The following is a 22,463-nucleotide window of genomic DNA, read 5'->3' on the forward strand; positions in this document are numbered from 1 at the left end:
TATGACGAAACGAGTGAGACCATGATGAAGACACCGGCGCTCACCATGGACAGTGCCGCGCGCATCGGCCGAGCCGTCACCGGGCGCGAGGACCTGGAACTGCGATCCACGGCCTGGTCGGCGGTGGACTACCCCACACAGACCATCGCCACCGAAGCGCTCAACCGGGCCCGACTGGTATTCACCGCCCCGGACGGCATCCGCGTCGACCTGCGGCTGTTCGTCAAGGAGCTGCGATCCCCGGAGCACTGGCCGATGCTTTCCGTCGTTCCCCCCGAGCTCCGCGCCGACTTTCTGGACGGGTTCCCGTGGCGGCTGGAGATCGCCGCCTACACCGGCCCGCTGCGCGAGCAGCTGCCCGACGGTATCCGCCTGCCCCAGCTGTACGCCGTGGAGGAACTCGGCCCCGGCCGGGCGGCCATGTGGCTGGAGGACGTGGCGCAGCCGGAGGACCTGGAGTGGGACACCGCCCGGTTCGCCCGGGCCGCGCGACTGCTCGGCCGGATGTCCGCGCGCCGGCGGTACGGCGAGGTCGCCCCGATCCTCGGGGCGGCCTCGCGGTTCGCCCAACCCGCCTCCGCTCTGCGCTACATGATCGCCGGGCGGATCAGGAACCTCTTCCTCCCGGCGATCGACGGAGAGGACCTGTGGACGCATCCCGTTGTCGCCGCCGCCCTGGACGCCGTCCGCGATCCCGGGCTCGTCGCCGACCTGCGCGAATGGGCCGGCCGGATCGACGGGCTGCTGTCCTACTCCGACACCCTCCCCATGACCTACGCCCACGGGGACGCCAGCCCGCAGAACCTGCTGGTACCCGTCGAGGACCCCGACGGCTTCGTCGCCATCGACTTCGGCCTGGACTGCCCGCTCCCGGTCGGCCATGACCTGGGCCAACTGCTGGTGGGGCTCTGCCACGCCGGGACGCTGCCCGCCGACCGGCTGCCGGAGCTCTCCCCGGCCATCCTCGCCGCCCACGCCGAGGGCCTGGCCGCCGAAGGCCACCGGGCGACCCTCGACCAGATCCGCGGCGGTTACCTTTCCGGGCTGGTCCTGCGCTCGGCCTTCACCGCGATCCCCCTGGAGCGCCTGGCCGAACCGCCCAGCGATCAGCTGATCGGGCACTGGGCCGATCGGCTGCGGATGACCCGCGCACTCCTGGACCTGGCAGATCCCGCGCTCCTCCACCTCATGAAGGAATCAAAGTGAAACGACAGGTGACAGCCGTCCTGGCACTGACCGCAGTGCTGGCGGCCTGCAGGACCACAACCGGCGGTACGTCGGCCCCCGCGCCCAGGAGCACCACGTCGAGCACCCACGCGGGCAGCTCTGCCCCCAAGGTCGGCCCGCTCGGCGTGGTCGCGGTCACCCTGCGCGGGACGAACGGCTCCGATCACGTGTCCTGCAGCCACATCGACACCGAGTTCGCGGTCTATCCGGAGTCGGGGTCGATCCAGTGGACCGCGAGCCCGCGCGACACCTCCATCGACGTGGGCAGCCCGCAGGTGCGGGCGCCGCTGCCGGGAGTGACGCTCACCCCCGCCCAGGGGATCCTCGGCCCCGGCCAGCAGACCGTGATCCACGTCAGCGGAACCGTCGACGCACCGGCCAAGCAGTTCTGGGTCTGGGTGACCGCGCCCAGCACCGCCGGCGTGCCCGGCCGGGACGTCATCTTCACCTGCGACGGACGGTAGGAGGCTCCGCCATGGCCAGTCTCACCCCGACCGCACGCCGCGTCGCGGCCTCCCCCGGCCTGGGCGACGTGGTCAAGGTCTACGGTCCGCCAACCATGCTGAACCTGCTCGGAGCGGCGATCGTGATCGCCATCGGCGCCGGGGCGTCCCTCGCCACCGCGGCCCTGCTCGGCAGCGACCTCGTCCCCGCAGACAGCAACCCGCTGACCTCGTGGATCCACCCCGACACGACCTTGCTGCAGGACCAACCGGCCGTCGCGCACTACCTGCCACTGGCCGGACTGCTCTTCGTGCTCATCGGCGCGCTGGCCGCGCTCAGTGCCCTCCGCAATGCCTCCTCTCGGGTAGTGCTCTGCCGGCACGGCATAGCGATGGCGACCCGAAGGACCACCGGCGCGTTCGCCTGGTCCGAGGTCAGCTCGGTCAAGCGCCGGAGCCAGACCTCTGCGAGCACCGGCGCCGACGGCCGGACCACGTTCAACGTCGTCCGCTGGTACACCGTCGTACGAACCTACGACGGGCGGACCTTCGTCCTGGACAGCCGACACATCGGCGGCGGTGCACGGAAGTTGGGACGGATCGTGCAGAAGTCCGTCCGCGGGGCCCACAGGGTCAGCCGGTGACGCTGTTCGAGCCGTCCTCCAGGTGGCCGACGTAGCGGCGCGACCAGGAGTGGTCACCGCTCACCGTCACCGTCACGTCGTACCATCCGCCGCTCCTGGACAGCGGGTCGACGGAGTAGGTCGCGTGACCGTGACCGGAGACGTGGTACGTGGCCGCGCGCTCCTGGATGTAGTGGTTCGAGACCACGGTGAAGGTCACGGACTTGCCGCCGGTGTTGCTCAGCGTCAGTTCGAGCTTCGGCCGGGAGCCGTGGCCGTTGGTGTAGTACGCGGCCTCGACCTCGGCGGTCCTGCCCGAGGCGTCGACGTCTCCGGTGAAGTGGCGCAGGAAGCGGTTCGCTCCGACGACGGTGATGTCGTAGGCGGTGTCGCCCGCGACCGCGCCGACCGGCGCCTGCCCGGCGACGGTCCTGGAGGAGGAGTGCGAGGCGTCGACCGTGTACTGGCCCGGGAACTTCGCCGGGTAGTCGGTCAGCGCCGGCGTGGCGGCGAGGTTGTTGTAGACCGAGAAGTGGCTCGCCTTGCGCACGTGCGGGCCGTTGTTGCTGAACGCCAGGTCCGCCGTCACCGATCCGCCGTGGTCGGTGCTGAAACCGACCAGGTTCGCGTTCGGCTGGTCCGGCAGCGGTCGCGCACGCTTGGTGCCCGGCTCCTGACGGGGCATCGAGTTCGTGGTGACCGGCGGGTTGTAGCTGGACGCCTCGCCGATGGGAGTGAGCCCCGGCAGCTTCGGCAGGCCGTAGACCGGTGACGTGAAGTCGAAGGCGTTCGTCAGGTCACCGCAGACCCTGCGGCGCCAGTCGCTGATGTTCGGGCAGATCGCCGGCCTGTTCTGCGCGATGCTCCACTTCTCCAGGAACTGGATCACCGAGGTGTGGTCGGAGAGCTCGGAGGTGACCCAGCCGCCTCGGGTCCACGGCGAGACCAGCAGCAGTGGGACGCGGAAGCCGAGGCCGACCGGCACCGGCGCCGTGAAGCCGTACGTGGACAGGTCGGTACCCGCGACGAACTCGTCGTGCTCACCCGCGGGGGGCACCGGCGGCGGCACGTGGTCGAACTGGCCGTCGTTCTCGTCGAAGTTGATGATGACCAGGGTCGAGTCGAAGACGTCCGGGTCGGCGTTGAGCGCCTTGAGCACCTCGTGCACGTAGTAGGCGCCGTCGGTCGGGGCGCCGTCGGGGTGCTCGGAGTAGCGCTGGTTGGTGACCAGCCAGGAGACCTGCGGCAGGGTGCCGGCCAGCACGTCCTTCTTGACCGCAAGCGCCAGGTTGTCGGCGTTGCCGGCGTCGGGGTCGTTGGGCTCTGCCACGATCGCGACACCGTGGTCGTAGAACACGTTGCCGGGCTTGGCGGTGCCGCCCTGCTCGGGGTCGAACTGCGCGAAGCTCTTGAAGTACTCCAGGCCGTTGTCGCCGTAGTTGTCGCTGCCCTGGTAGACCTTCCAGCTGATCCCGGCCTTCTGCAGGGTCTCCGCGTACGACTCCCACAGCAGGTTGCGGCCCAGCTCGTCGCCACCGCTGTAGGCGGTGAAACTGCTGTACTTGTTGGCCGCGTCGATCGTGCCGCCCCAGTGGTAGGTGCGGTTCGGTCCGGTCGCGCTGAGAACCGAGCAGTGGTACGCGTCGCCGATGGTGTACTCGTCGGCCAGGGCGTAGTGGAACGGCAGGTCGGACCGGTCCAGGTAGCCGAGCGTGGTCGGGCCGCCCTTGCTGACGTACCAGGCGTTCATCAGACCGCCGTACCACGCCGTGTGCTGGCTTTCCCAACTGTGGTCGGTACCACCGTAGTTCTGCGCACCGACCTCGGAGCTGGGCGGCTGGTGCCCGGCCGGATAGGCCGAGACGGGCGCGTCGCTCAGGTGCCACGGGTACTGCGTGCCGGTGATCGGCTGGCCGGGCGTCGTGACCGGCTGCTGGAAGACGGAGAGTCCGCCGGGCTGGGTGATCGTGGAACGGTCACCGAAGCCGCGCACGCCGCGCAGCGAGCCGTAGTAGTGGTCGAAGCTGCGGTTCTCCTGCATCAGGATCACCACCCGCTTGATGTCGCGGATATCGCCGTGCAGTTTCGGCTTCGGGGCCGCCTTGGCCTCAGCTGCCGGGGCGGACACGCCGATCGCCGCAGCGCCGGTGATCGCAGTAGCCGCACCGATGAAGCCTCTGCGGGACAGTTCTGGCATGGTTCCACACCTCCGGAAAGGGTTGGGGCGGTGTGAAACCTACTGATCACGCACGGCGCGTCAGTGAAGCGGGCATGAACGGCAGCGGAAATGATCATTTGTCGACACGTCGCTCCGATGCGGCGTCAGAGCCAGCCCCGCTGAGCGGCGAGGGCTGCGGCCTGGAAGCGGGTGGTGGCTCCGAGCTCGGCCATCAGCCGGTGGATCCGCCGCTGCGTCGTGCGCTGGCTCCAGCCCTGGGTGCGGGCGATCGCCGCGTCCGTGTTGCCGACGGTGAGCAGTACCAGGAGCGCGCGGGTCTCCTCGTCGGGCTGCCCGGACCGTTCGGCCTGGGGGCCGGTGTCCTTCATGGGTGCCGCACGTTCCCATTCGGCCTCGAAGAGCGCTTCCAGGGCGGCGAGCATCGGCGAGCGGTGGATGAGGTAGGCCGCCGAGTGGCCTCCCGGCGCCAGGCTGACCGGAATGATCGCCGCCTGGCTGTCCTGTATCACCAGCTTGAGCGGCAACTCGCTCCGCACCCGGGCGTTCTCACCGGTCCGTATGCTCGGCAGGATGTCCGCGGCCAGCCGCCCGGGCCAGGCCACGGCCGCACGGTCGTAGATGACCCGGTAGGTCACTCCGGTGCGCCGGCGCTGGACCTGGTCGTCCAGGTTGCTGCCCGGACGGTCGACGTACGGGGGCCGGTCGAAGGCACGGACCTGCTCCTGGGAGTCGGTGGTGAGCCGGTGGACTGCCGCGCTGATCTCCTTCCAGTCGGTCAGCAGTTCCACCGCGATGCCCGGCCTGCTGATCCGGTGGGCCTCACGGTGTGTTTCGACCAGTTGCTGTACCAGGGAACGGGCCGCGTCGAGTCGGTGCTCGCGCTCCTGGATCAGAGCGGTGACGGCGACATCCGGGGCGATCACGGTGAAGCGCGGCGGCCGACTCGCCGATTTGGTCGCCAGGCCGTCCTTGACCATGCCGGACAGCAGCCGTCCGGTCGTACTCACCGGCAGCGCGCACGCCTCGGCGAGCGCCGACGCGGTGCTGCGGGGCATCCCGACCAGGGCGGTGTAGACGAGTTGTGTTTCCGCGCTGAGTCCTAGGACGTCAAGTTCCATTTACACTCCGGTCGTTGCTGGCCACTGCCCGCCACCTGGCGCACATCGGCCACTGCCGCAACCTTGTGCCCCTTCCGTAGCGGTTGACATCTTCAGCTGGAGAGACGGTCTGTATGCGCTTGCTCTTCCCGGAAGGTATCCCATGCCACGTGCCCACACGCCAGGCGGCAGTCTCGCCCGTGTCGCCATCGTCCTCGCTCTGGCCGCCGCGTCCGCCACGGTCGCGGTGCCCGCGAGCGGCGCACCCCCGTCCGTGCGCACACCTCTGGACACGAACTCGGCCGGGCAGACAGCGCCCGCACCGCCGAAGGAACGTCAGGGCGTGGTCCCCGGCCAGGTCCTGGTCACCCTCGACCAGAGCACCACCGTCACCGGCCAGCCGGTGCCCGGCACCCGCCTCGCGGCCCGGACCGCGCACACCAGCAGTCCCGCCCTGGACGCCAGGTTCCGCACCGTGGGAGCCACCTCGCTGCACCCGCTGGTGCAGCAGTCCGCCCCCGGCCTGGACCGCACCTACGTCCTGCAGACCACCCAGCAGGACTCGGCGGCCGTGGCCCGCGCCCTGCAGGGCGCACCCGGCATCGCCCACGCCGAGCCGGACCGCTACGTGAACACCATGAACACCGGGGCCGTACCGGTACCGGCGGCAGCGCAGAAGGCCTACCCGAAGCGGACCACCCGCACGGCCGGACCCGGACCCGGGTCCGGCGCCGTGCCCACCAACGACGCCCTCACCAACTCCTCGCAGGCCTTCCTCAACGCGGGCGGCGTGGACGCGGTCGGCGCCTTCTCACTGCTCCAGGGCCGCTACGGTCAGCAGCCCGGCGCCGGCGAGACCATCACCAATGTGTCGATCGGCGACCTCACCGACCAGTCGATGGCCGACGCCGGCGACACCTATGTGCAGGGCTACGGCCCCACCACCGTGCTCCGGAACGGACAGCGCTACCTCGACCTGCCGTCGATGCCGCTCATCCCCGCCTACGTGGCGAAGGACACCGGCGGCCTGGACGGCGCCGCTTCCACCGAGAACCAGGACCCCTCCCTGGGCGAAGTCATGCTGGACTTCAGCGTGATGGCCCCGCTCTCCCACGACCGCCAGCGCCCCGACGCGACCGGCACCGGCTATACCGACCTGCTCGGCATCGCCCCAGGGGCGAACTACCGCCTGGTCGTGCCGCAGCAGCCGACCACCGACCGGATCGCGGGCGCACTGCTGGCCGCCGCCCAGCAGTCACCGCGGCCCGACGTGATCACCGCGAGCCTCGGCTTCGGCACCGACAGCGAAGGGTTCCCCGGCCGCTACCTGGAGGACGATCCGGTCATCCGCTCGGTGGTCACGGCCATCGTGCACGACGGCATCGTGGTGTCCATCTCCTCCAACGACGGCACCCGTCTCTACACCCCGGCAGCGGTGGGCCCCGACGGCGGCAGCACCCCGACCGACCTGGCCGCCGACTCCCGCCGGGCCACGGTCATCGACGACGACGCCGAGTCCACCACACCCTCCCTGGTGCCGGACAGCGGCGCCATGGCCGCCGGCGGCAGCACCCTGGACGACACGCTGTCCGCCGGGCCCGGCGGTGAGGCCACCACCGCCGAGACCAGGATCAGCGGCTTCGGCACCTTCTCCTCCGGCTTCGGCAGCCGGGTGGACCTCTCCGCGCCCAGTGACAACATCCTCGCGTTCTCCCACCCCCGCGGCGGCAGCCCGCAGGACGTCGACGTGTCCCTCAACGGCGGTACGTCCGCCTCCGCCCCCGAGATCGCCGCCGCCGCGGCCGTGGTGCTGCAGGCCGGAAGGATCAGCGGCCGCCACTTGACTCCCGCTCAGGTCAGGAGCGTCCTGGAGCAGACCGGCCGCAGCGTGTCCACCCCGGCGCAGATCGACCGGACCCTGCACGTCGGCCCGCAGATCGACGTCACCGCCGCCGTGCAGAAGGAACTCGGCCGCGGCACCGGCGGGCCCGCCCTGGTCCGGCTGTCCGTGGCCCACCGCACCACCATCGGCGACCTCGGCGGCGCCTTCCTGGAGACCAGCGACCCGCACCGGATCGACCTCGGCGACCGCGCCTCGGGCGGCAACGGCGAGGGCCTGGTCGGCCCGGTCACCTTCGCCGGCGACGTCACCGGGGTGACCGGCCGCGCCCAGTACACCCTCACCGTCGGCTCCACCGTGTTCCGCTCCGACCAGCCCGCGATACGGGTGACACCGACTCAGCTGCTCACCGCCGCCGGGCTCCCGGTCGTCGCCACCGCCGACCGGAACCTCACCGTCACCTACCGGGTCGTGGCCGACGGCCGGACCCGTGCCACCGCCACCCGCACTCTCGCGGTCGGCCCGACCGACGGCACGTACGCCGAGGCCGCCGCCCCCAAGGCCCCGGCCACCGTCGCGGCCGGGAAGCCGGTCACCGTGTCCTACGACCTGACCGGCGTGGCGGGCACCTCGTCGCCGCAGCTCGTCCTGTCCACCGACGGCCACTGGAACCCGGCGCTCGCACCCATCTTCACCGCGGCCTGGCACCAGGCGCTGACGTCACCGAAGGGCACCGTCACCATTCCGGCCTCCGCCTTCGACGACGGCGGCGGGATCTACGGAATCGGCATCGCCCAGGCCGGCTTCGGCGGGATCCCCACCCGGGTGACCTACGGGGAGTTCGCACCGATCCGGGTGGACGGCGGCACCGCGGCGAACCGCCCTGCCGCGCCGGCCCTCACCGGGGCGGACAGCGTCACCGGACACATCGCCGAGGTGACGCGCGCCACCCCGCAGTTCGGTCTGCGCTATGACGTACGGGCCGTGGCCGGAGCGCACAGCGCCGAGGTCGAGTTCTCCGCGCCCGCCCCCACCCTGCACGGCTCGCTGAACACGTTCACCGACGCCAACGGCACCGCGCTGGACGACAACGGGGTGGACAGCCCCTCGGTCCTGCACCGCGTGCTGACAGGCACCTCGGGATCGGTCCGGCTGAACCCGGTGGCACTGGGGCTGACCAGCTCGGACAGCTACGGGGTGCGGGTACTGGCCCTGAACCGCAAGGGGCAGGTCGTCGGCCAGGCGTCCCCGCTGTCCACGCTGGTCTTCGACGACGGGCCCGCACCCGAGGGCTCCACCGTGCGCAGTTTCGCCACCGCCGGCGACGGCTCCGTCGTGGCCCTCGCCACCGCGTCCGGTGGCACCGAGGTCCGGCACTACGCGACCGCGACCGGCCGCTACGGCGCCGTCATCACCGCGGACCCGGGCACCGGTTCCGACTACACCGTGGTCGGCGTCGCCGTCGGCCGGTCCCTGCTGGTGCACCGCTCCACCGACGGCACCGTACGGGTGGAGACCTGGAACACCAGCTCCGGCACGCTCCTCGGCGTCAGCGCACTGCCGACCGGCGCCACCTATGTCAGCGGACGGGTGGACCCGGCCCACGACCGGGGCGCCCTGCTCCTGCACGACGCCGCCAAGGCCGACCTCGTGCTGCCCGTCGACCTCGGCACCGCGGCCACCGGCCAACCCGTCGCCGCCGACACCACGGGAGTGCCGGCCGGCGCCTACAGCCTGCTGAGCATCGACCCCTCCTCGGGTGACGTCCTCCTGGCCAAGGCCGCCGGACCGTTCAACTGCCTCGGCAGCGTGACGGTGGCCCGGATCGACCTCACCACCCGGTCGGTGGCAGCCGTCGGCTCCACCTCCCAGTGCAGCCACGGCATCGCCTCGGACGGCGCGGGCACCCTCTACAACCTCTCGGCCACGGAACCGAGCGTCAACATCGTCCCCACCAGCGTCATCGGCTCCCTCGACGAGACCACCGGCGCTGCCGGTCCCGCCCTCCCGGTGCGGCTCGGCCAGCCGGTCGCCCTCGCCGTGGACGGCACCCACAGGATCGCCGTCGTCTCCTACGCGACCCCGCAGGGCACCGCGTACTTCGGCGCGGGCATGTGGATCCCGGACAACAACTCCACCAGCCAGCTGGTCGTCGTCGACCTGGTCTCGGGAACGGTGCTCCGAACCCTGACCGGCTTCAGCGTCGGCAGCCAGAACGGACCCGACAACGCCATCCAGCTCGACCCGGCAACCCGCACCGGCTGGACCTACGGCCCCGGCGACGAGCAGATCCAGCAGTTCAGCTACTGACGACCAACGGTGCCCGCCCGCTGCGCACAGCGGGCGGGCACCACCGCCGCCTACCTGTCCGGGCAGACGCCGGTCAGCCTGCGGTCCTGCTCGGCGGCCCGCCCGGGGGCGGTGGAGAAGACGTGGCAGCCGGGCTGCACCCGGTCCACCTCGAAGTAGCCGTCGGTGACGGTGCCGGAGGTGCGCAGCCCGTCCTCGTAGACCGAGGTCGTCCCGGCCGGGACATTCGGCACGAGCACCCGGGCCACCGCGTTGGCCGGCACCGAGACGCCCACGTCGGTGCGACCTGAGACGGTGTCGTAGGCCGCGCCGATCTCGCCCTTGACACTGGGTGAGGTGATCGCCGCCCAGGCGACGGTGCCCGGCTGCGGTTTGATGTCGAAGGTGTCGTAGCCGGGGGTGGTCGGGTTGATGCCGAACATCCCCTGCGGGATGTCGAAGGCCGGTGAGGCCGCCCACGGGTGGGAGTACGTCAGATTCGGCTTCTCCGCCGGGGTCCAGGCCTCCATGGTCGCGCCGGCGCCCTGGTTGATCATGTTCATATAGCTGTTGGTGCCGGTCGACGTCAGCAGCGCGTCGGCCACGTCCGACCGGTCGCCCGCGTACAGGGCCTGGAACAGGAAGGCCGCGCAGTAGACGCTGCAGGCCATGCCCCGGGTGTTGATGTAGCTCGCCACCGAGGCCGCCTGGCTCGGGCTCGCCAGCCCGAACGCGACCGCGAAGACGCCGGCCTGGATCGCGTCGTGGTTGACCGGCGACCCGTCGCTGTTCAGCCCGTCCCGGTAGGTGCCGGTGGCCGGGTCCCACATCCTGGCGTTGACCGCCGACTTGATCGCCTCGGCCTTGGCCGTGTAGGCCGTGGCGTCGGCGGTCCGGCCGAGCGCCGTGGCCAGGTCGGCCATGTCGGTGTAACTCCGGTAGCTGATCGCGTTGATGACGGTGTTGTACGGGGTGAAGACGTAGCCGTCCCGGTCCCCGGCGGGCCAGTCCACGATGTCGTCGTCGCTGGAGCTGGAGGCCCCGGTGTCGCCGGTGGCCTTGTCGATCAGGCCGGTCGACGCCTGGAACCACTTGTCCGGCAGCTTGCCCTGGAGCGCGGTGTAGTCCTGGGTCAGCTCCGAGCTGTCCCCCGTCTGCAGGTAGGTGTCGTGCACGGACTGGATCGCGTACATCGGCCACTCGGTCGGCCAGGTGCGGTTGGCCATCAGGTACTGCGTGGAGTAGGTGCCGAGGGTGGCGTCGCCGCCGGTGTAGAGGTTGGCCATCAGCTGGAGGTAGTCGTCGGCCTCGTACTCGCCGCGCTCACGCTCCCAGGAGTCCACGTAGATGTTCTCGTTGACCGCCTGGATGGTGTTCTTGGTGAACTGCCAGACCTGGTTCAGATTGCTGTTCGAGGACTTGAACGTCGCAAGTCCGGTGTCGAAGGGGTACACATAGGCGGTCGCGGTGAAGTCCTCGGCCGGCAGCCCGGTGGGCGCGCCGGTCACCTGAACGTAGCGGAAGACCCGCAGGCCCCAGGTCTGCAGCCGCTGACTGCCCGCCTTGAGCGTCCACCTGTCCTCGTAGGTGTTGCCGGCCGAGGTCTTGTACCGCACGGTGTCCGGGGCGGAGGTCGCCTCGCCGTAGCGGATGTCCACCACCTGCCCCGCCGTGCCGGTCAGGTTCAGCGACATCCCGCCGATCCAGGTCCGGCCGTAGTCCACGAAGTAGTCGCCGGGGGCGTACTCGACCACCGAGGCGGGCCGCTCGATCTGCTGCCGCATCTTGGCCGTGGGCGTGGCCACCAGGTCGGTGAACGGTGCCTTGACCGTGGCGGCGGGCCAGGCCGAGTCGTCGAAACCCGGGGTGTCGAAGCCGAACGGGTAGGCCGCCGCATCGACGTTCTCCTGCGGCGCGGTGTAGTAGGACGTGCCGATGCTGGCCGAGGGCGGCAGCGCGGAGCTGCCGTTCAGCGCCGTCCAGGACGGGCCGGAGCCGAGGGCCTGCGTCGTCCCGTCGGTGTAGCGCACCACCAGCAGCGCCTCGTAGCGCTGGTCGCTGGTGGTGTAGGCGAGCACCCCGACGGTGTTGGCCGCGCCCGGCTTCAGCAGGGACGTCACGTCGTAGCCGTCGTAACGGGTCTCCGAGCCGACCGGTTGGGTCGGGCCGGCCCCGACGAACTTTCCGTTCAGCGTCATCCGGTAGACGAACTGCTTGGCCGGCTTGGTCGAGGACGCGGTGGCGTAGAGGTGCGCCCAGGCGATGCCCCGGTGCGCCTTCAGCGTCACATCTCCGCGCAGGAAGGCCCAGTTGGTATTGGTGGCGGGCCAGGGGCTGTAGCCGCAGTTCTGGCTCTTGCCGACGGCGAGCGCGCCGCCGGAGACGGTTCCGCAGGAGAAGTCACTGCTCGGCGCGGAGAAGTCGTTGCTGTAGAGCGTCTTTCCGCTCGGGTCGGTGACGTTCAGATTGTCGAACGTCGCCGATTCGGTGCTCCCGGTGCGGAATCCGATTCCGCCGCCGGCGTAGGTGGAGTCGGTGACCGTGCCCACCGGGGTCCAGTCGGTGTCCCCGGACGCCCGGAGGTACGTGGTGAAGGTGCTGCCGGCCGCGACGATCCGGTAGTCGTAGGCACGGCCCACCAGCAGCGGGAACGGAGTGGGCACCTCCTTCAGCACGGTGTAGGCGCCGCCTACCGCGACGTGCATCTTCAACGCGTCCGGGTCGGCGGCGCCGTCGGCCCGGAACTGCCACAGGTAGAGGTCGTTGGTGTCCTGCACCCGGAACGACACGCTGGCGGCGACGGCCGTGATGTCGAACGTCCCGGTGTAGGTCAGGTCGGTCCACATGCCGGGCGGGGTCACCTTGGCAGCCCAGACGGCCGAGGCGCCGGCCCAGCTCGCACCGGGTCCGGTGCCGAAGTGCGCCGGGGCGGACCAGGCGGACGCACGACCCGCGGCACCCCAGGTGCGCACCCGCCAGTAGTAGCCGTTCGAGGCGGTCAGCGCCGGTCCGCCGTAGGCGATGCTGCTGTTCTGCGCCGCGGCGACCCGCCCCGAGTCCCAGGTGTCGGGCCTGCCGGTCAGGCCCTTGGCGGTGGTCGCCACCTGGACCTGGTAACCGGTCTGCGCGCCGGCCCCGACCTGCCAGCCGAGCAGTGGCGCGGTCAGGTTCTCCACGTCGACCGGGTCCGCGAGCTGACCCACCGTCAGACCGGTGGGTGCGGGTCCGTCTGCTCCCGCACCCCTGGCTGCGGCCGGATCGGCCGACGCCGCCGCGGTCGCCGCGGTGGCCGACCCGGTCAGCGCGAACGAACCGACCACCAGGACCACCGACACCAGCATGGACACGATCGCCCGCGCCGATCCGCTCTGTGGCTTCATGCTTCTCCAGTCGTTTCGCGCCTGCCCCGGAACAAGGACGCGGCAGCCGGCAGAGGTCTCTGCGGCGCAGCATTGAAAGGTTTCAATGGGCTGAACGCCAGGAACTTATCCCCGCCCGCAACCCGAGTCAAGGCTCATGACGGACCGGCGCCCGCTGGACCGATCCCCGTGGGAGCGGGACCGACGGCGCCGGGTGGAGCGGGGCGGGGTCGAGGGCGGCGGTGAGGCGCCGGCGCAGGGCGCGGCCGAGCGGGCGGTCGACCAGGCGGTGCAGGGCGGCGGCCAGCAGCAGCGAGAAGACCAGGCCGAGGGCGATCGACGGCAGCAGGCCGAGGGCGGGCACGGCCTTGAGCAGTCCGCGGACGACCGGGATGCCCAGACTCTGGTGGACCAGGTAGAACGGGTAGGTCAGCGCACCCGCGTAGACCAGGGGGCGCAGCCGCAGCCGGCCCAGCGGGCCGGGGCCGACCAGGGCCAGCAGGGCCAGGAAGCCGGTGAGGACCGCGGCGCAGACCGCCCAGCTGGGCGCGTGTCCGCCGAGCGCGGCAGGCAGCCGGTGCTGGGCGACGCGCTCGTGGAGCAGGGTGAGGGTGTAGCACCAGGAGAAGCCGGTCAGCAGCCACAGCAGCAGGTTGGGGCCGAAGCGGTGCATCAGGTAGAGGGCGATGCCCGCGGTGAACAGCCCGGCGTACTGGGTGAGCAGGAACTCGTCGGCGACGGCCGAGTGGAGCTCCCGGCCGATCGCGGCCAGCGTCAGCCACAGCGCGCAGAAGGCGACGGCGCGCCGGTAGGTCAGGCCGACCAGGAGCAGGGCCGCCATCAGCAGGTAGAAGCGGGCCTCCACCCACAGGGTCCAGGCGACGCCGTCGGTGGCGGTCAGACCCAGCGGGCCGGGGATCATCGTCAGATTGCCGAGGTCGGTGCGCAGGTCGGTGGAGCCGGAGGGGTGCTGTCCGGCGAGCGCGGCGACGGCCCCGGCCGCGGCGATCAGCAGGACCACCGCCCAGTAGAGCGGGAAGAGCCGCGCCACCCGGGAGACCGCGAACTGGGCCGGAGTGCGGCCCCAGCAGCTCATGCAGATGACGAACCCGCTGATCAGGAAGAACGCCTCGACGCCGAGCCAGCCGTAGGCGCCCGCGGCCTGGAGCAGCGGAGCGGCCCGGTGCGGGTCGCGGCCGGGGCCCGGTCCCCAGAACTCGGGGGTGGGGGTGCCGAGGTAGTGGTAGCCGGCCACGCCGGCGGCGGCGAGCAGCCGCAGCCCGTCGACACCGGCCAACCTACTCCGGCGGGCGGGCTGCTCCTCGCGGGCGTCCGGGCCGGGGGCAGGCCGGTCCGGGCCGCCGTCCGGGCGGGCGGCGGCCCGGCCCTGGCGGCGGCGGAACGGGTGGAGGGCAGCGCGGAGCGCGGTCGCTCGGGCGGCGACCTGGGTGAATGCGGGCATGGCGAAGCTGTTCTCCCGTGCGAAAGGTCAAGGCAGGAGGCCCTGGAGACGGCCGGACAGGTTCTAGTGGAGCCGGGTGGTGAGCCGGAGGGCGCGGTGGGCCAGCAGCAGGACCGCAGCTGTCAGCGCCAGCATCAGCGCGGCCTGGACCCACTGCGTCGGCCACAGTTGCCCGGCGCTGTGGTAGACGTCGAAGGTGCGCGAGCCCGCCGGGCAGCCGGTCCGCGGGCACTGCGCATAACCCAGCCGCTCACCGCCGGGCGTGACCACGCCGTCGCGCAGCAGCCAGTCGTCCGGGCCGAGGTCGTAACCGTGCGGGGGGTAGCGGGTGAGGCCGGGCAGCAGGAACCGGCGCAGCCAGGTGAAGCCCGCGATCAGCGCCGCGTACCCGGCCACGGTGGTGGCGATGGGGGGGACGGTGCGCCGCCACCCGAGGCCGCAGAGCACCCCGACCGCGAAGGCCAGCACTGTCGCCACCGCGAGGACCGGCCCGAAGGCGTTGTAGGGCAGCGCCTCGAAGCCCTTGCTGCCGAAGGACAGCGCCGGGGTGGCCGCCTGCCGCAGCAGCGTGCCGAGCGCGGCGCAGGCCGCACCGATCAGCGCGACCGCGCCGCCGGTGGCGCACAGCTGACCGGTCAGCCAGCGCTGCCGGGAGACGGACTGGGTCCACACCAGTCGGTACGTGCCCTGCTCGAACTCGCGGGCCACCAGCGGCGCCCCGAGCAGCGCCCCGACCAGCAGCGGCACCGCGACCAGCGCCAGCTGCAGCTGCTGCACGGACTGCAGCGCCGAATCGACGCGTTCATGGGCGAGGGCGCATTCGACGGGAGCGGAGCGGATCGTGCAGCCGGCGGAGGCGAGCCCGGCGCGGGCGCCGTCCAGGGAGTGCACCGTCCGCAGGGTCCACAGGGCCAGGGCGCCCAGGCCGAGCCCGGCGACCGTCAGCGCGGTCCGCTGCCGGTGCAGGGCGAGCCCGACCAGGGTGGGCAAGGGGATCCGGGCCGGGCGGGGCGGGTTGACCCGCAGCGGCACGACGCGCAGCGTGGGGGCGCTCATGCGACCGCCTCCCCTCCGCCGCGCTGCGGACGCATGCCGGGGGCGAGCCAGGCATCGGCCGTCGGCGCGCCGAGGTAGTGCACCACCAGCTCCTCCAGCGAAGGGCGTTCGGTGGTGGGCCCGGCGGCCCGGACCAGGCGGCTGCCGTGGAACCGGTGCGCGGCCAGCAGCTCGGGAACCGGCCCGGCGAGCCGGATCCGGCCGCCGTCCACCAGCAGCAGGTGGTCGACGGCCTCCTCCAGGTCGGGCAGGACGTGCGAGGAGAGCAGCACGGTGCTGTCGTTGTCGGTGGTGTCGGCCAGCAGCAGGCCCAGTACGGTGCGCCGCACCAGTGGGTCGAGATCGGCCAGCGGTTCGTCGAGGAGCAGCAGGTGCGGGGCCTTGCCGCGGGCCAGCGCGAGCGCGAGCAGGGTGCGCTGGCCGCCGGAGAGGTCGCCGGCCCGGGTGCTGCCGGAGATCCGGCCCAGCTCGAGCAGTTCCCCGGCCTGCTCCGGCCGCCAGCGGGGGTTGAGCCGACGGCCCATGGAGAGCAGTTCGGTGACGGTGAGTCGGTGGTAGAGCGGACGCTGCTGGCCGACGAAGCCGGTCTCGGCCAGGAGCGCCTCGCTGCCGGCCGGGCGGCCAAGGACGGTGAGCACACCCGCCGAGGGGGCGAGCAGCCCGGCCGCGGCTGCCAGCAGCAGGCTCTTGCCCGCGCCGTTGGGCCCGACCAGGCCGCAGACGGCGCCGCGCGGGATGCGGAACGAGCAGTCGGCGAGCAGCATCGGCCCGGGCGCACGCAGCGGGCGGTGCCGGCGTAGGCAGAGACCGACGGCCTCGACGGCGGGGGTACGGGCGGTGCCCACCCCGTTCACCCCTGCTCCGGCAGGGAGGCGTTCGCGTAGTGGGCGTCGACCACGGCCGCGGCGAGCGCGAGAATGTCCTCGCGCTCCAGGCCGTGCGCGGCAGCCACGCCCACCCAGCGTTCCAGCTCCTCGCGCAGCCCGGAGTCGCTGGCGTTGTCCCCCCTGCCGAGCGTGCCCACCACGAAGGTGCCGAGGCCCTGCCGGGACTCGACCAACCCCGCGCGCTGCAGCTCCTGGTAGGCGCGCAGCACGGTGTTGGGGTTGACGGCGGTGGCGGCGACCACCTCACGGGCCGTGGGCAGCTTGTCGCCGGGGCGCAGCGCGCCCAGGCGCAGGGCCTGTTCGGTCTGCTGCACGATCTGCTGGTAGGCCGGGACGCCGGTGCCCTTGCGGAGGTGGTACTCCATCGGATACCCCTTTCACTAATTGATTAGTGATAGTAGGCAAAGGCCTCCGGCCGTGTCCAATCCGCACCGCGCCCCGTACGTCCCGCACCGCGCCCGGCGCCCCGGAACCGCCGCTACAGGGTGCGGGCCAGGCGCTCGGTGAGCAGGCGGGTGAAACGGGCGGGGTCCGGCAGGTCACCGCCCTCCGCGAGCAGCGCGCTGCCGTAGACCAGTTCGGCGGTGTCGGTGAGCGCCTGCTCGTCCGGGTGGTCCTGGTGGGCCTGGCGCAGAGCGGCGATCAGGGGGTGGCTCGGGTTGAGCTCCAGAATCCGCTTGACGGAGGGCAGTTCCTGGCCCATCGCCCGGTACATCTTCTCCAGGGTGGGGGTCAGGTCGTGGGCGTCGCCGACCAGGCACGCGGCGGAGGTGGTGAGCCGGGTGGAGAGGCGCACCTGCTTGACGTGCTCGGAGAGGCGGGCCTCCAGCCAGGGCAGCAGCGCGGCGTAGTCCTGCTCGCGCTGGTCCTTGTCGGCCTTGGCCTGCTCGTTGTCCTCGTCGGACCGGTCGAGGTCGACCTGGCCCTTGGCGATGGACTGGAACGGGTGGCCGTCGAAGCCCGGGACCTGTTCCACCCAGACCTCGTCGACGGGGTCGGTGAGGACGAGGACCTCGTAGCCCTTGGCGGTGACCGCCTCCATGTGCGGGGAGTTCTCCACCACGGAGCGGGTCTCGCCGGTCAGGTAGTAGATCGTGTCCTGGCCGTCCTTCATCCGTGCCACGTACTCGCGCAGCGTGGTGGTGCGCTCCGGGTCGTGGGTGGAGTCGGCGGAGACCAGTTCCAGCAGCAGGTCCGCGTTGTCGCGGTCCTCGAGCAGCCCTTCCTTGAGGACTCGTCCGAACTGCTCCCACAGCTTCGTGTAGGCCTCGCCCCTGGTGGCCTGCATGGCCTTGATCGCCCCGAGGACCTTCTTGACCAGGCGCCGCCGCACGGCGTTGATCTGGCGATCGTGCTGGAGGATCTCGCGGGAGACGTTCAGGGAGAGGTCGTGGGCGTCGACGACGCCCTTGACGAAGCGCAGGTAGTTCGGCATCAGCGCTTCGCAGTCGTCCATGATGAACACGCGCTTGACGTACAGCTGCACCCCGCGCTTGGTGTCGCGGGAGAACAGGTCGAACGGGGCCTGGGAGGGGATGAACAGCAGCGCCTCGTATTCGAAGGTGCCTTCGGCGCGCATGTGGACGGTCTCGGCCGGGGCCTGCCAGTCGTGGCTGATCTGCTGGTAGAACTCGCTGTACTCGGCCTCGGTCACCTCGCTGCGCGGGCGGGCCCACAGCGCCTTCATCGAGTTCAGCGTCTCCAGCACCGGCTCGTCGGCGCCGCCGGTGTCGTCCGTGCTGTCGGTGCTGTCGGTGCTGTCGGCGCGCTCGGCGGCCATCCGGATGGGCCAGCGGATGAAGTCCGAGTACTGCTTGACGATCTGTCGGATCTTCCAGGCAGCGAGGTAGTCGGCCAGTCCGTCCTCGGTGTCGGCGCTCTTGAGGTGCAGCGTGACCGAGGTGCCGACCGGCAGGTCGTGGGCTTCCTGGATGGTGTAGGTGCCCTCGCCGTCCGACTCCCACAGCGTGCCCTGGTCGGTGCCGGCGCGGCGGGTGCGCAGGGTGACCTTGTCAGCGGCGATGAACGCGGAGTAGAAGCCGACGCCGAACTGCCCGATCAGGCTCTGCGCCGCTTCCGCGTCCTGGGTCTCCTTGAGCTTGGCCAGCAGGCCGGCGGTGCCGGACTTGGCGATGGTGCCGATCAGTTCGACCACGTCGTCGCGGGTCATGCCGATGCCGTTGTCCCGCACCGTCAGGGTGCGGGCGTCCTTGTCGACCTCCAGCGTGATGTGCAGGTCGGAGGTGTCGACGGCTCGATCGGGGGCGGTGAGGGATTCCAGGCGCAGCTTGTCGAGCGCGTCGGAGGCGTTGGAGATCAGCTCGCGCAGGAAGATGTCCTTGTTCGAGTAGATCGAGTGGATCACCAGCTGCAGCAGTTGGCGGGCCTCCGCCTGGAACTCCAGAGTTTCGGTAGAGGTCGTCACAGCACGTCGTCCTTCGGGTCGTGGAATGGTTGCGGATCACGGGTTCGGATGCCAACTATGGCGCACCGGAGTGCGGTTGGCAGGCAGCGGCGCCGCCTGGCGTCGATCCGGCCAGGTTCAGCGCACTCGGTCGTAGACCAGCGCCAGCGTGCCGTGCTCGCCTGCGGTCTGGCTGACCAGTGACCACTGCCCCGCAGGCAGGCCGTCGTCGAAGAGCCGCGGCCCGCCGCCGAGGAAGACCGGGAAGATCGTGAGCGCCAGCCGGTCGACCTTGTCGTCCGCCAGCAACGCCTTGATGACGCTCGCACTGGAGAGCACGAGGATGTCTCCGCCTTCGGCCGCCTTCAGGTCCGCGACCACCTCGGACGTCGGCTTGTCGATGACCTCGGTCCGCTCCCACGGTGCCTGGCCGAGGGTGGAGGAGAGGACTACCTTGTCGGTGGCGACGAGCCATTTCGCAAAGCCCTCGTCCCGGGGGTCGACACCCTCCGTGCCGATGACGGTGGGCCAGAAGCCGAGGAAGCCCTCGGCGTTGACGCGCCCGAGCAACGCCGTCGTGGCCGACTGCCAGAGGCCGGTCAGGTGGTCCCGGGCGACGTCGGTGAGCGCGTACGGCATCACCCAGCTCATGTCCAGGGGGTCCCCCGGCCGGGCGTAGCGACCGTCGAGGGAGAGGCTCATCTTGGTGACGACCCTGCGGCCGCCGGTCTGCTCCGTCATTTCGCGCTCCTTGCGTCGGTGCGGTCGGTGCTGTCGGTGCTGTCCGTGCTGTCGTGCCGGTCGGCGGCGACGGCCGCCGTGAGTTTGTCGAGGCTCTGGCCGAAGCCGATCTCGATGCCTGCGACGAAGTCCGCCGAGTCGACCGTGCTGTCGGTGATCCGGTAGCGCATGTCGAGCTCCGTGCCGGCTCCGGTGGGCAGGAGGGCCAGGTCGACATGAGCGGTGAAGGCGGGGCCGCCCTCGGGAAGCAGCGGGGAGAGCCGGTAGGCGAGGCGCTCGCCGGGGCGTACCTCGTCGACGACTCCCTCCGCACGCCCGACGACCGGCTCGGAGCCGTCGGCGTCCTCGGCGTCGCGGTACTCCTGGACGATCCGCCCACCCGGTCGCGCCTCGAAGACGAGCTCGGAGACGCGCAGGTCGTCGGGCGTCCACCAGCGGGCGAGCAGGGAGGGCTCGGTGAGGTGGCGCCAGACGAGCCCGGGGCGCCCCGGCAGGGACCGGAGGAACCTGAACGAGCGACCGTCGGCCCACCCGGACTCCTGCGCGGCGAGCCGCTCGGCCTGGACGCTGCGCCCGTAGCTGTCGTAGGCCGCAAGCACGTCACCTGCCTGCTCGGCGGCGTCGGCGAGCCGACTGAGCCCGCCCGCCAGATCCCGCAGCGCAGCGGGTTGCAGCGCATAGATGCGCCGCTGGCCGCTGCGCCGGGAGACGACGACGCCGGCGCGCTCCAGGATCTGGAGGTGCTTGGTCGTCTGCGGCTGCCGCGCCTGGGTGAGCTGGGCGAGAACGCCGACCGAGCGGGGCCGCTCGGCCAGCAGGTTGACGAGCCGCCAGCGGGCCGGCTCCGCCAGGGCGGTCAGGAGTGCGTCCATGAGGGCGAGTATTCCCCATGGCGAATATTCGTGTCAAGGAATATATCGGCCCGGCGGGGGCGCCGTCCCGTAGTTCTAGTGCTGGGGACCGGACAGGAGGTCAGCCGCGGAATCGGGCGGGAAGGGGACGGGGTAGGGCTCGGTGAAGTCGGCCGAGCGGCTGACCTGACGCCACTTCAGATCCTGTTCCAGGAGCCGCCGGTCCAGGGCGACGGAGCCCTCGGCGGCGTTGACTCCGAGCGGCAGGTTGTCCGGGATGTCCTGGCGCTTGGCCGTCCGGACCAGGATCTCGGCGGCGCGGACCGGGTCGCCCGCAGGGCCCTCGCTGCTCTGGCGGGCCCGTTTGTTCATGGCGCCCACGGTGTCCTCGTAGGCCTGCGGGATGTCGTGGACGGTCATCGAGGCGCCCGCCCAGTCGGTGCGGAAACCGCTGGGTTCGACCACGAGGACCTTGACCCCGAACGGGGCGGTCTCGGCGCGCAGCACACGGCTGAAGCCGTCGATGGCGAACTTGGCCGCCTGGTAGGAGGCGATGCCCGGGGAGCCGCCCACGCGTCCGCCCATGGAGGAGATCTGGATCACCAGGCCGTGGTTCTGCTCGCGCAGGATCGGCAGGGCTGCCTTGGTGACGTTGTACACACCCCAGAAGTTCGTCTCGAACTGCGCGCGGAAGTCCTCGTCCGCCGTGGTCTCGATGGGCGAGAGGTTGGCGTAGCCGGCGTTGTTGACCAGCACGTCGATGCGGCCGAACCGCTGCTTGGCCTCGGCGAGGGCGGAGCGCGCGGCGGCCGGGTCGGTGACGTCCAGCCGGATCGGACGGATCCGGTCGCCGAACTGCTTGGCGAGGTCGGCCAGTTGCTCGGGGTCGCGGGCGGTGGCGGCGACGAGGTCGCCGCCTTCGAGGGCGGCGAGGACGAGTGCGCGACCCAGGCCGCGCGAGGAACCGGTGATGAACCATGTCTGCTGCATAGCTTTAGCAAAACACCGTTTCGTTAATAACGCAACTCCGTTCCGCTAGAATCGGGCCATGTCCAAGCCGGAGTTCCAGCGCGCACGCTCCCCCGAGGCCAAGCAGATGCGCGAGGCCGCCATCCTCGACGCCGCCCGCGCCCTCGGGGCCGAGCACGGCATCAGGCAGGTGACGCTGACCGACATCGCCGCCAGGGCAGGCATGCACAAATCAGCGCTGCTGAGGTACTTCGAGACGCGCGAGGAGATCTTCCTGCGGCTGACCGCGGCGGGCTGGCAGGAATGGACGCCCGCCCTCGCCGCCAGGCTCGGAGCGATCACCGAGCCCGGCCCGGCGTCCGTGGCACGGGCCTTCGCGGAGACGCTCGCCGAGCGCGGCATGTTCTGCGACCTGCTCGCCCAGGCACCGCTGAACCTGGAGCGCAACGTCTCGCTCGACGCCGTGCGCGACTTCAAGCTGGCCACCCTCGCCGCCCGCGAGTGCGTCTTCACCGCGCTGGAGGAACAACTCCCCCGGCTCGGCCGGGACGACGCCCTCGACCTGATCGCCACCGCCGTCGCCCTGGCCGGCGCGTTCTGGCAGATCGCCACACCGGGCCCGGAAGTCGCCGCCCTGTACCGCAGCGACCCCCGCCTGGCCCACGCCGTCATCGAGGTCGAACCCCGCCTGACCCGCATCCTCACCGCGACCATCACCGGCATGACACCGGAACCTGCCTAGCCCCGCACAGTCGTCATGCCGCCGGAGTCGCACAGGCGATCGGCGCTCGGCGCTCAGGACGAATGAGCACAATCGGGAGGTCGCGGTGTCCGCGTCACGGCAAACGCCGACACCTTCGACGCCCCTGGCGGATTCCTCGCTTGGCCAGCCGGCCCGGGATCGGGAAATCGGACTGGCGCATCCGGTCTGCGCCCTGCCAAGGTCAAGGGCAGTCAGGGGTAGCGGTGGTCCACGGAAGGGACCCGATCATTGTGGAACCGGGAAGCTGGAAGGGCGCACGGGAGGCGGTGACGA

16 protein-coding genes are annotated in these 22,463 nt (G+C 71.3%); 5 read left to right on the plus strand and 11 right to left on the minus strand.

Features of this window, described 5'->3' with window-relative positions; all coding sequences use genetic code 11:
* The first annotated feature begins 21 nt into the window (after positions 1–21).
* From ACEZDG_RS04740 to ACEZDG_RS04750, 3 genes are read left to right on the plus strand one after another with little or no spacing between them, the layout of a single operon-like run.
* Complete coding sequence (locus tag ACEZDG_RS04740) at positions 22–1,206, plus strand: hypothetical protein (RefSeq protein ID WP_380502691.1); 1,185 nt, start codon at positions 22–24, stop codon at positions 1,204–1,206.
* Positions 1,203–1,691, plus strand: a complete 489-nt coding sequence (locus ACEZDG_RS04745) for a hypothetical protein (protein ID WP_380502694.1) — start codon at positions 1,203–1,205, stop codon at positions 1,689–1,691. The genes ACEZDG_RS04740 and ACEZDG_RS04745 overlap by 4 nt, the downstream gene beginning before the upstream one ends.
* 11 nt (positions 1,692–1,702) lie before the next feature.
* Positions 1,703–2,314 carry a hypothetical protein gene (locus tag ACEZDG_RS04750; protein WP_380502697.1) on the plus strand — a complete coding sequence of 204 codons (612 nt, stop codon included), beginning with the start codon at positions 1,703–1,705 and terminating at the stop codon, positions 2,312–2,314.
* Here the strand turns inward: ACEZDG_RS04750 and ACEZDG_RS04755 are convergent.
* A complete protein-coding gene (locus ACEZDG_RS04755) occupies positions 2,304–4,490 on the minus strand; it encodes a phosphocholine-specific phospholipase C (protein WP_380502700.1) in 2,187 nt (728 codons plus the stop codon). The two genes, ACEZDG_RS04750 and ACEZDG_RS04755, sit on opposite strands and share 11 nt — an antisense overlap.
* A 125-nt stretch (positions 4,491–4,615) precedes the next feature.
* Positions 4,616–5,590: a helix-turn-helix domain-containing protein gene (locus ACEZDG_RS04760; RefSeq protein ID WP_380502703.1), complete on the minus strand. Its 975-nt coding sequence runs from the start codon at positions 5,588–5,590 to the stop codon at positions 4,616–4,618.
* A gap of 142 nt (positions 5,591–5,732) precedes the next feature.
* Between ACEZDG_RS04760 and ACEZDG_RS04765 the strand changes: the two genes are divergently transcribed.
* Positions 5,733–9,719, plus strand: coding sequence for a S8 family serine peptidase (locus ACEZDG_RS04765; RefSeq protein ID WP_380502706.1), 3,987 nt, complete (start codon positions 5,733–5,735; stop codon positions 9,717–9,719).
* A gap of 50 nt (positions 9,720–9,769) precedes the next feature.
* Here ACEZDG_RS04765 and ACEZDG_RS04770 read toward each other — a convergent pair whose 3' ends face one another.
* The 9 genes from ACEZDG_RS04770 to ACEZDG_RS04810 form a co-directional block, all read right to left on the minus strand.
* A complete protein-coding gene (locus ACEZDG_RS04770; protein WP_380502709.1) occupies positions 9,770–13,078 on the minus strand; it encodes a family 78 glycoside hydrolase catalytic domain in 3,309 nt (1,102 codons plus the stop codon).
* Positions 13,079–13,205: 127 nt separating this feature from the next.
* Positions 13,206–14,519, minus strand: a complete 1,314-nt coding sequence (locus tag ACEZDG_RS04775) for an acyltransferase family protein (RefSeq protein ID WP_380502712.1) — start codon at positions 14,517–14,519, stop codon at positions 13,206–13,208.
* A 63-nt stretch (positions 14,520–14,582) separates the two neighbouring features.
* The gene (locus ACEZDG_RS04780) at positions 14,583–15,575 is read right to left on the minus strand and encodes a transporter (RefSeq protein ID WP_380502715.1); all 993 of its coding nucleotides are present in this window, start codon (positions 15,573–15,575) and stop codon (positions 14,583–14,585) included.
* Positions 15,572–16,420: an ATP-binding cassette domain-containing protein gene (locus ACEZDG_RS04785; RefSeq protein WP_380502718.1), complete on the minus strand. Its 849-nt coding sequence runs from the start codon at positions 16,418–16,420 to the stop codon at positions 15,572–15,574. The genes ACEZDG_RS04780 and ACEZDG_RS04785 overlap by 4 nt, the downstream gene beginning before the upstream one ends.
* A gap of 5 nt (positions 16,421–16,425) precedes the next feature.
* On the minus strand, positions 16,426–16,827 hold the full coding sequence (locus ACEZDG_RS04790) for a GntR family transcriptional regulator (protein ID WP_380502722.1): 402 nt from the start codon (positions 16,825–16,827) through the stop codon (positions 16,426–16,428).
* A 113-nt stretch (positions 16,828–16,940) separates the two neighbouring features.
* A complete protein-coding gene (gene htpG, locus ACEZDG_RS04795) occupies positions 16,941–18,887 on the minus strand; it encodes a molecular chaperone HtpG (RefSeq protein WP_380502725.1) in 1,947 nt (648 codons plus the stop codon).
* Positions 18,888–19,004: 117 nt separating this feature from the next.
* A complete protein-coding gene (locus ACEZDG_RS04800; RefSeq protein WP_380502728.1) occupies positions 19,005–19,607 on the minus strand; it encodes a dihydrofolate reductase family protein in 603 nt (200 codons plus the stop codon).
* The gene (locus ACEZDG_RS04805) at positions 19,604–20,479 is read right to left on the minus strand and encodes a metalloregulator ArsR/SmtB family transcription factor (RefSeq protein WP_380502731.1); all 876 of its coding nucleotides are present in this window, start codon (positions 20,477–20,479) and stop codon (positions 19,604–19,606) included. Before ACEZDG_RS04805 ends, ACEZDG_RS04800 begins: the two co-directional genes overlap by 4 nt.
* Positions 20,480–20,554: 75 nt before the next feature.
* Positions 20,555–21,448: an SDR family NAD(P)-dependent oxidoreductase gene (locus tag ACEZDG_RS04810; protein ID WP_380502734.1), complete on the minus strand. Its 894-nt coding sequence runs from the start codon at positions 21,446–21,448 to the stop codon at positions 20,555–20,557.
* Between the two features lie 58 nt (positions 21,449–21,506).
* Here ACEZDG_RS04810 and ACEZDG_RS04815 point away from each other — a divergent pair, with 58 nt between their 5' ends.
* On the plus strand, positions 21,507–22,169 hold the full coding sequence (locus ACEZDG_RS04815; RefSeq protein WP_380502737.1) for a TetR/AcrR family transcriptional regulator: 663 nt from the start codon (positions 21,507–21,509) through the stop codon (positions 22,167–22,169).
* Positions 22,170–22,463 lie beyond the last annotated feature (294 nt).

This window comes from Streptacidiphilus alkalitolerans (assembly GCF_042511045.1).
GTDB classification, from domain to species: Bacteria; Actinomycetota; Actinomycetes; order Streptomycetales; family Streptomycetaceae; genus Streptacidiphilus; species Streptacidiphilus alkalitolerans.

Excerpts from the sequence above, each read along its gene's own strand:
- ACEZDG_RS04740 (WP_380502691.1), top strand. The coding sequence starts at position 22 with ATGATGAAGACACCGGCGCTCACCATGGACAGTGCCGCGCGCATCGGC.
- ACEZDG_RS04750 (WP_380502697.1), top strand. The coding sequence starts at position 1,703 with ATGGCCAGTCTCACCCCGACCGCACGCCGCGTCGCGGCCTCCCCCGGC.
- ACEZDG_RS04755 (WP_380502700.1), bottom strand. The coding sequence starts at position 4,490 with ATGCCAGAACTGTCCCGCAGAGGCTTCATCGGTGCGGCTACTGCGATC.
- ACEZDG_RS04760 (WP_380502703.1), bottom strand. The coding sequence starts at position 5,590 with ATGGAACTTGACGTCCTAGGACTCAGCGCGGAAACACAACTCGTCTAC.
- ACEZDG_RS04765 (WP_380502706.1), top strand. The coding sequence starts at position 5,733 with ATGCCACGTGCCCACACGCCAGGCGGCAGTCTCGCCCGTGTCGCCATC.
- ACEZDG_RS04770 (WP_380502709.1), bottom strand. The coding sequence starts at position 13,078 with ATGAAGCCACAGAGCGGATCGGCGCGGGCGATCGTGTCCATGCTGGTG.
- ACEZDG_RS04775 (WP_380502712.1), bottom strand. The coding sequence starts at position 14,519 with ATGCCCGCATTCACCCAGGTCGCCGCCCGAGCGACCGCGCTCCGCGCT.
- ACEZDG_RS04780 (WP_380502715.1), bottom strand. The coding sequence starts at position 15,575 with ATGAGCGCCCCCACGCTGCGCGTCGTGCCGCTGCGGGTCAACCCGCCC.
- ACEZDG_RS04790 (WP_380502722.1), bottom strand. The coding sequence starts at position 16,827 with ATGGAGTACCACCTCCGCAAGGGCACCGGCGTCCCGGCCTACCAGCAG.
- ACEZDG_RS04800 (WP_380502728.1), bottom strand. The coding sequence starts at position 19,607 with ATGACGGAGCAGACCGGCGGCCGCAGGGTCGTCACCAAGATGAGCCTC.
- ACEZDG_RS04805 (WP_380502731.1), bottom strand. The coding sequence starts at position 20,479 with ATGGACGCACTCCTGACCGCCCTGGCGGAGCCGGCCCGCTGGCGGCTC.
- ACEZDG_RS04810 (WP_380502734.1), bottom strand. The coding sequence starts at position 21,448 with ATGCAGCAGACATGGTTCATCACCGGTTCCTCGCGCGGCCTGGGTCGC.
- ACEZDG_RS04815 (WP_380502737.1), top strand. The coding sequence starts at position 21,507 with ATGTCCAAGCCGGAGTTCCAGCGCGCACGCTCCCCCGAGGCCAAGCAG.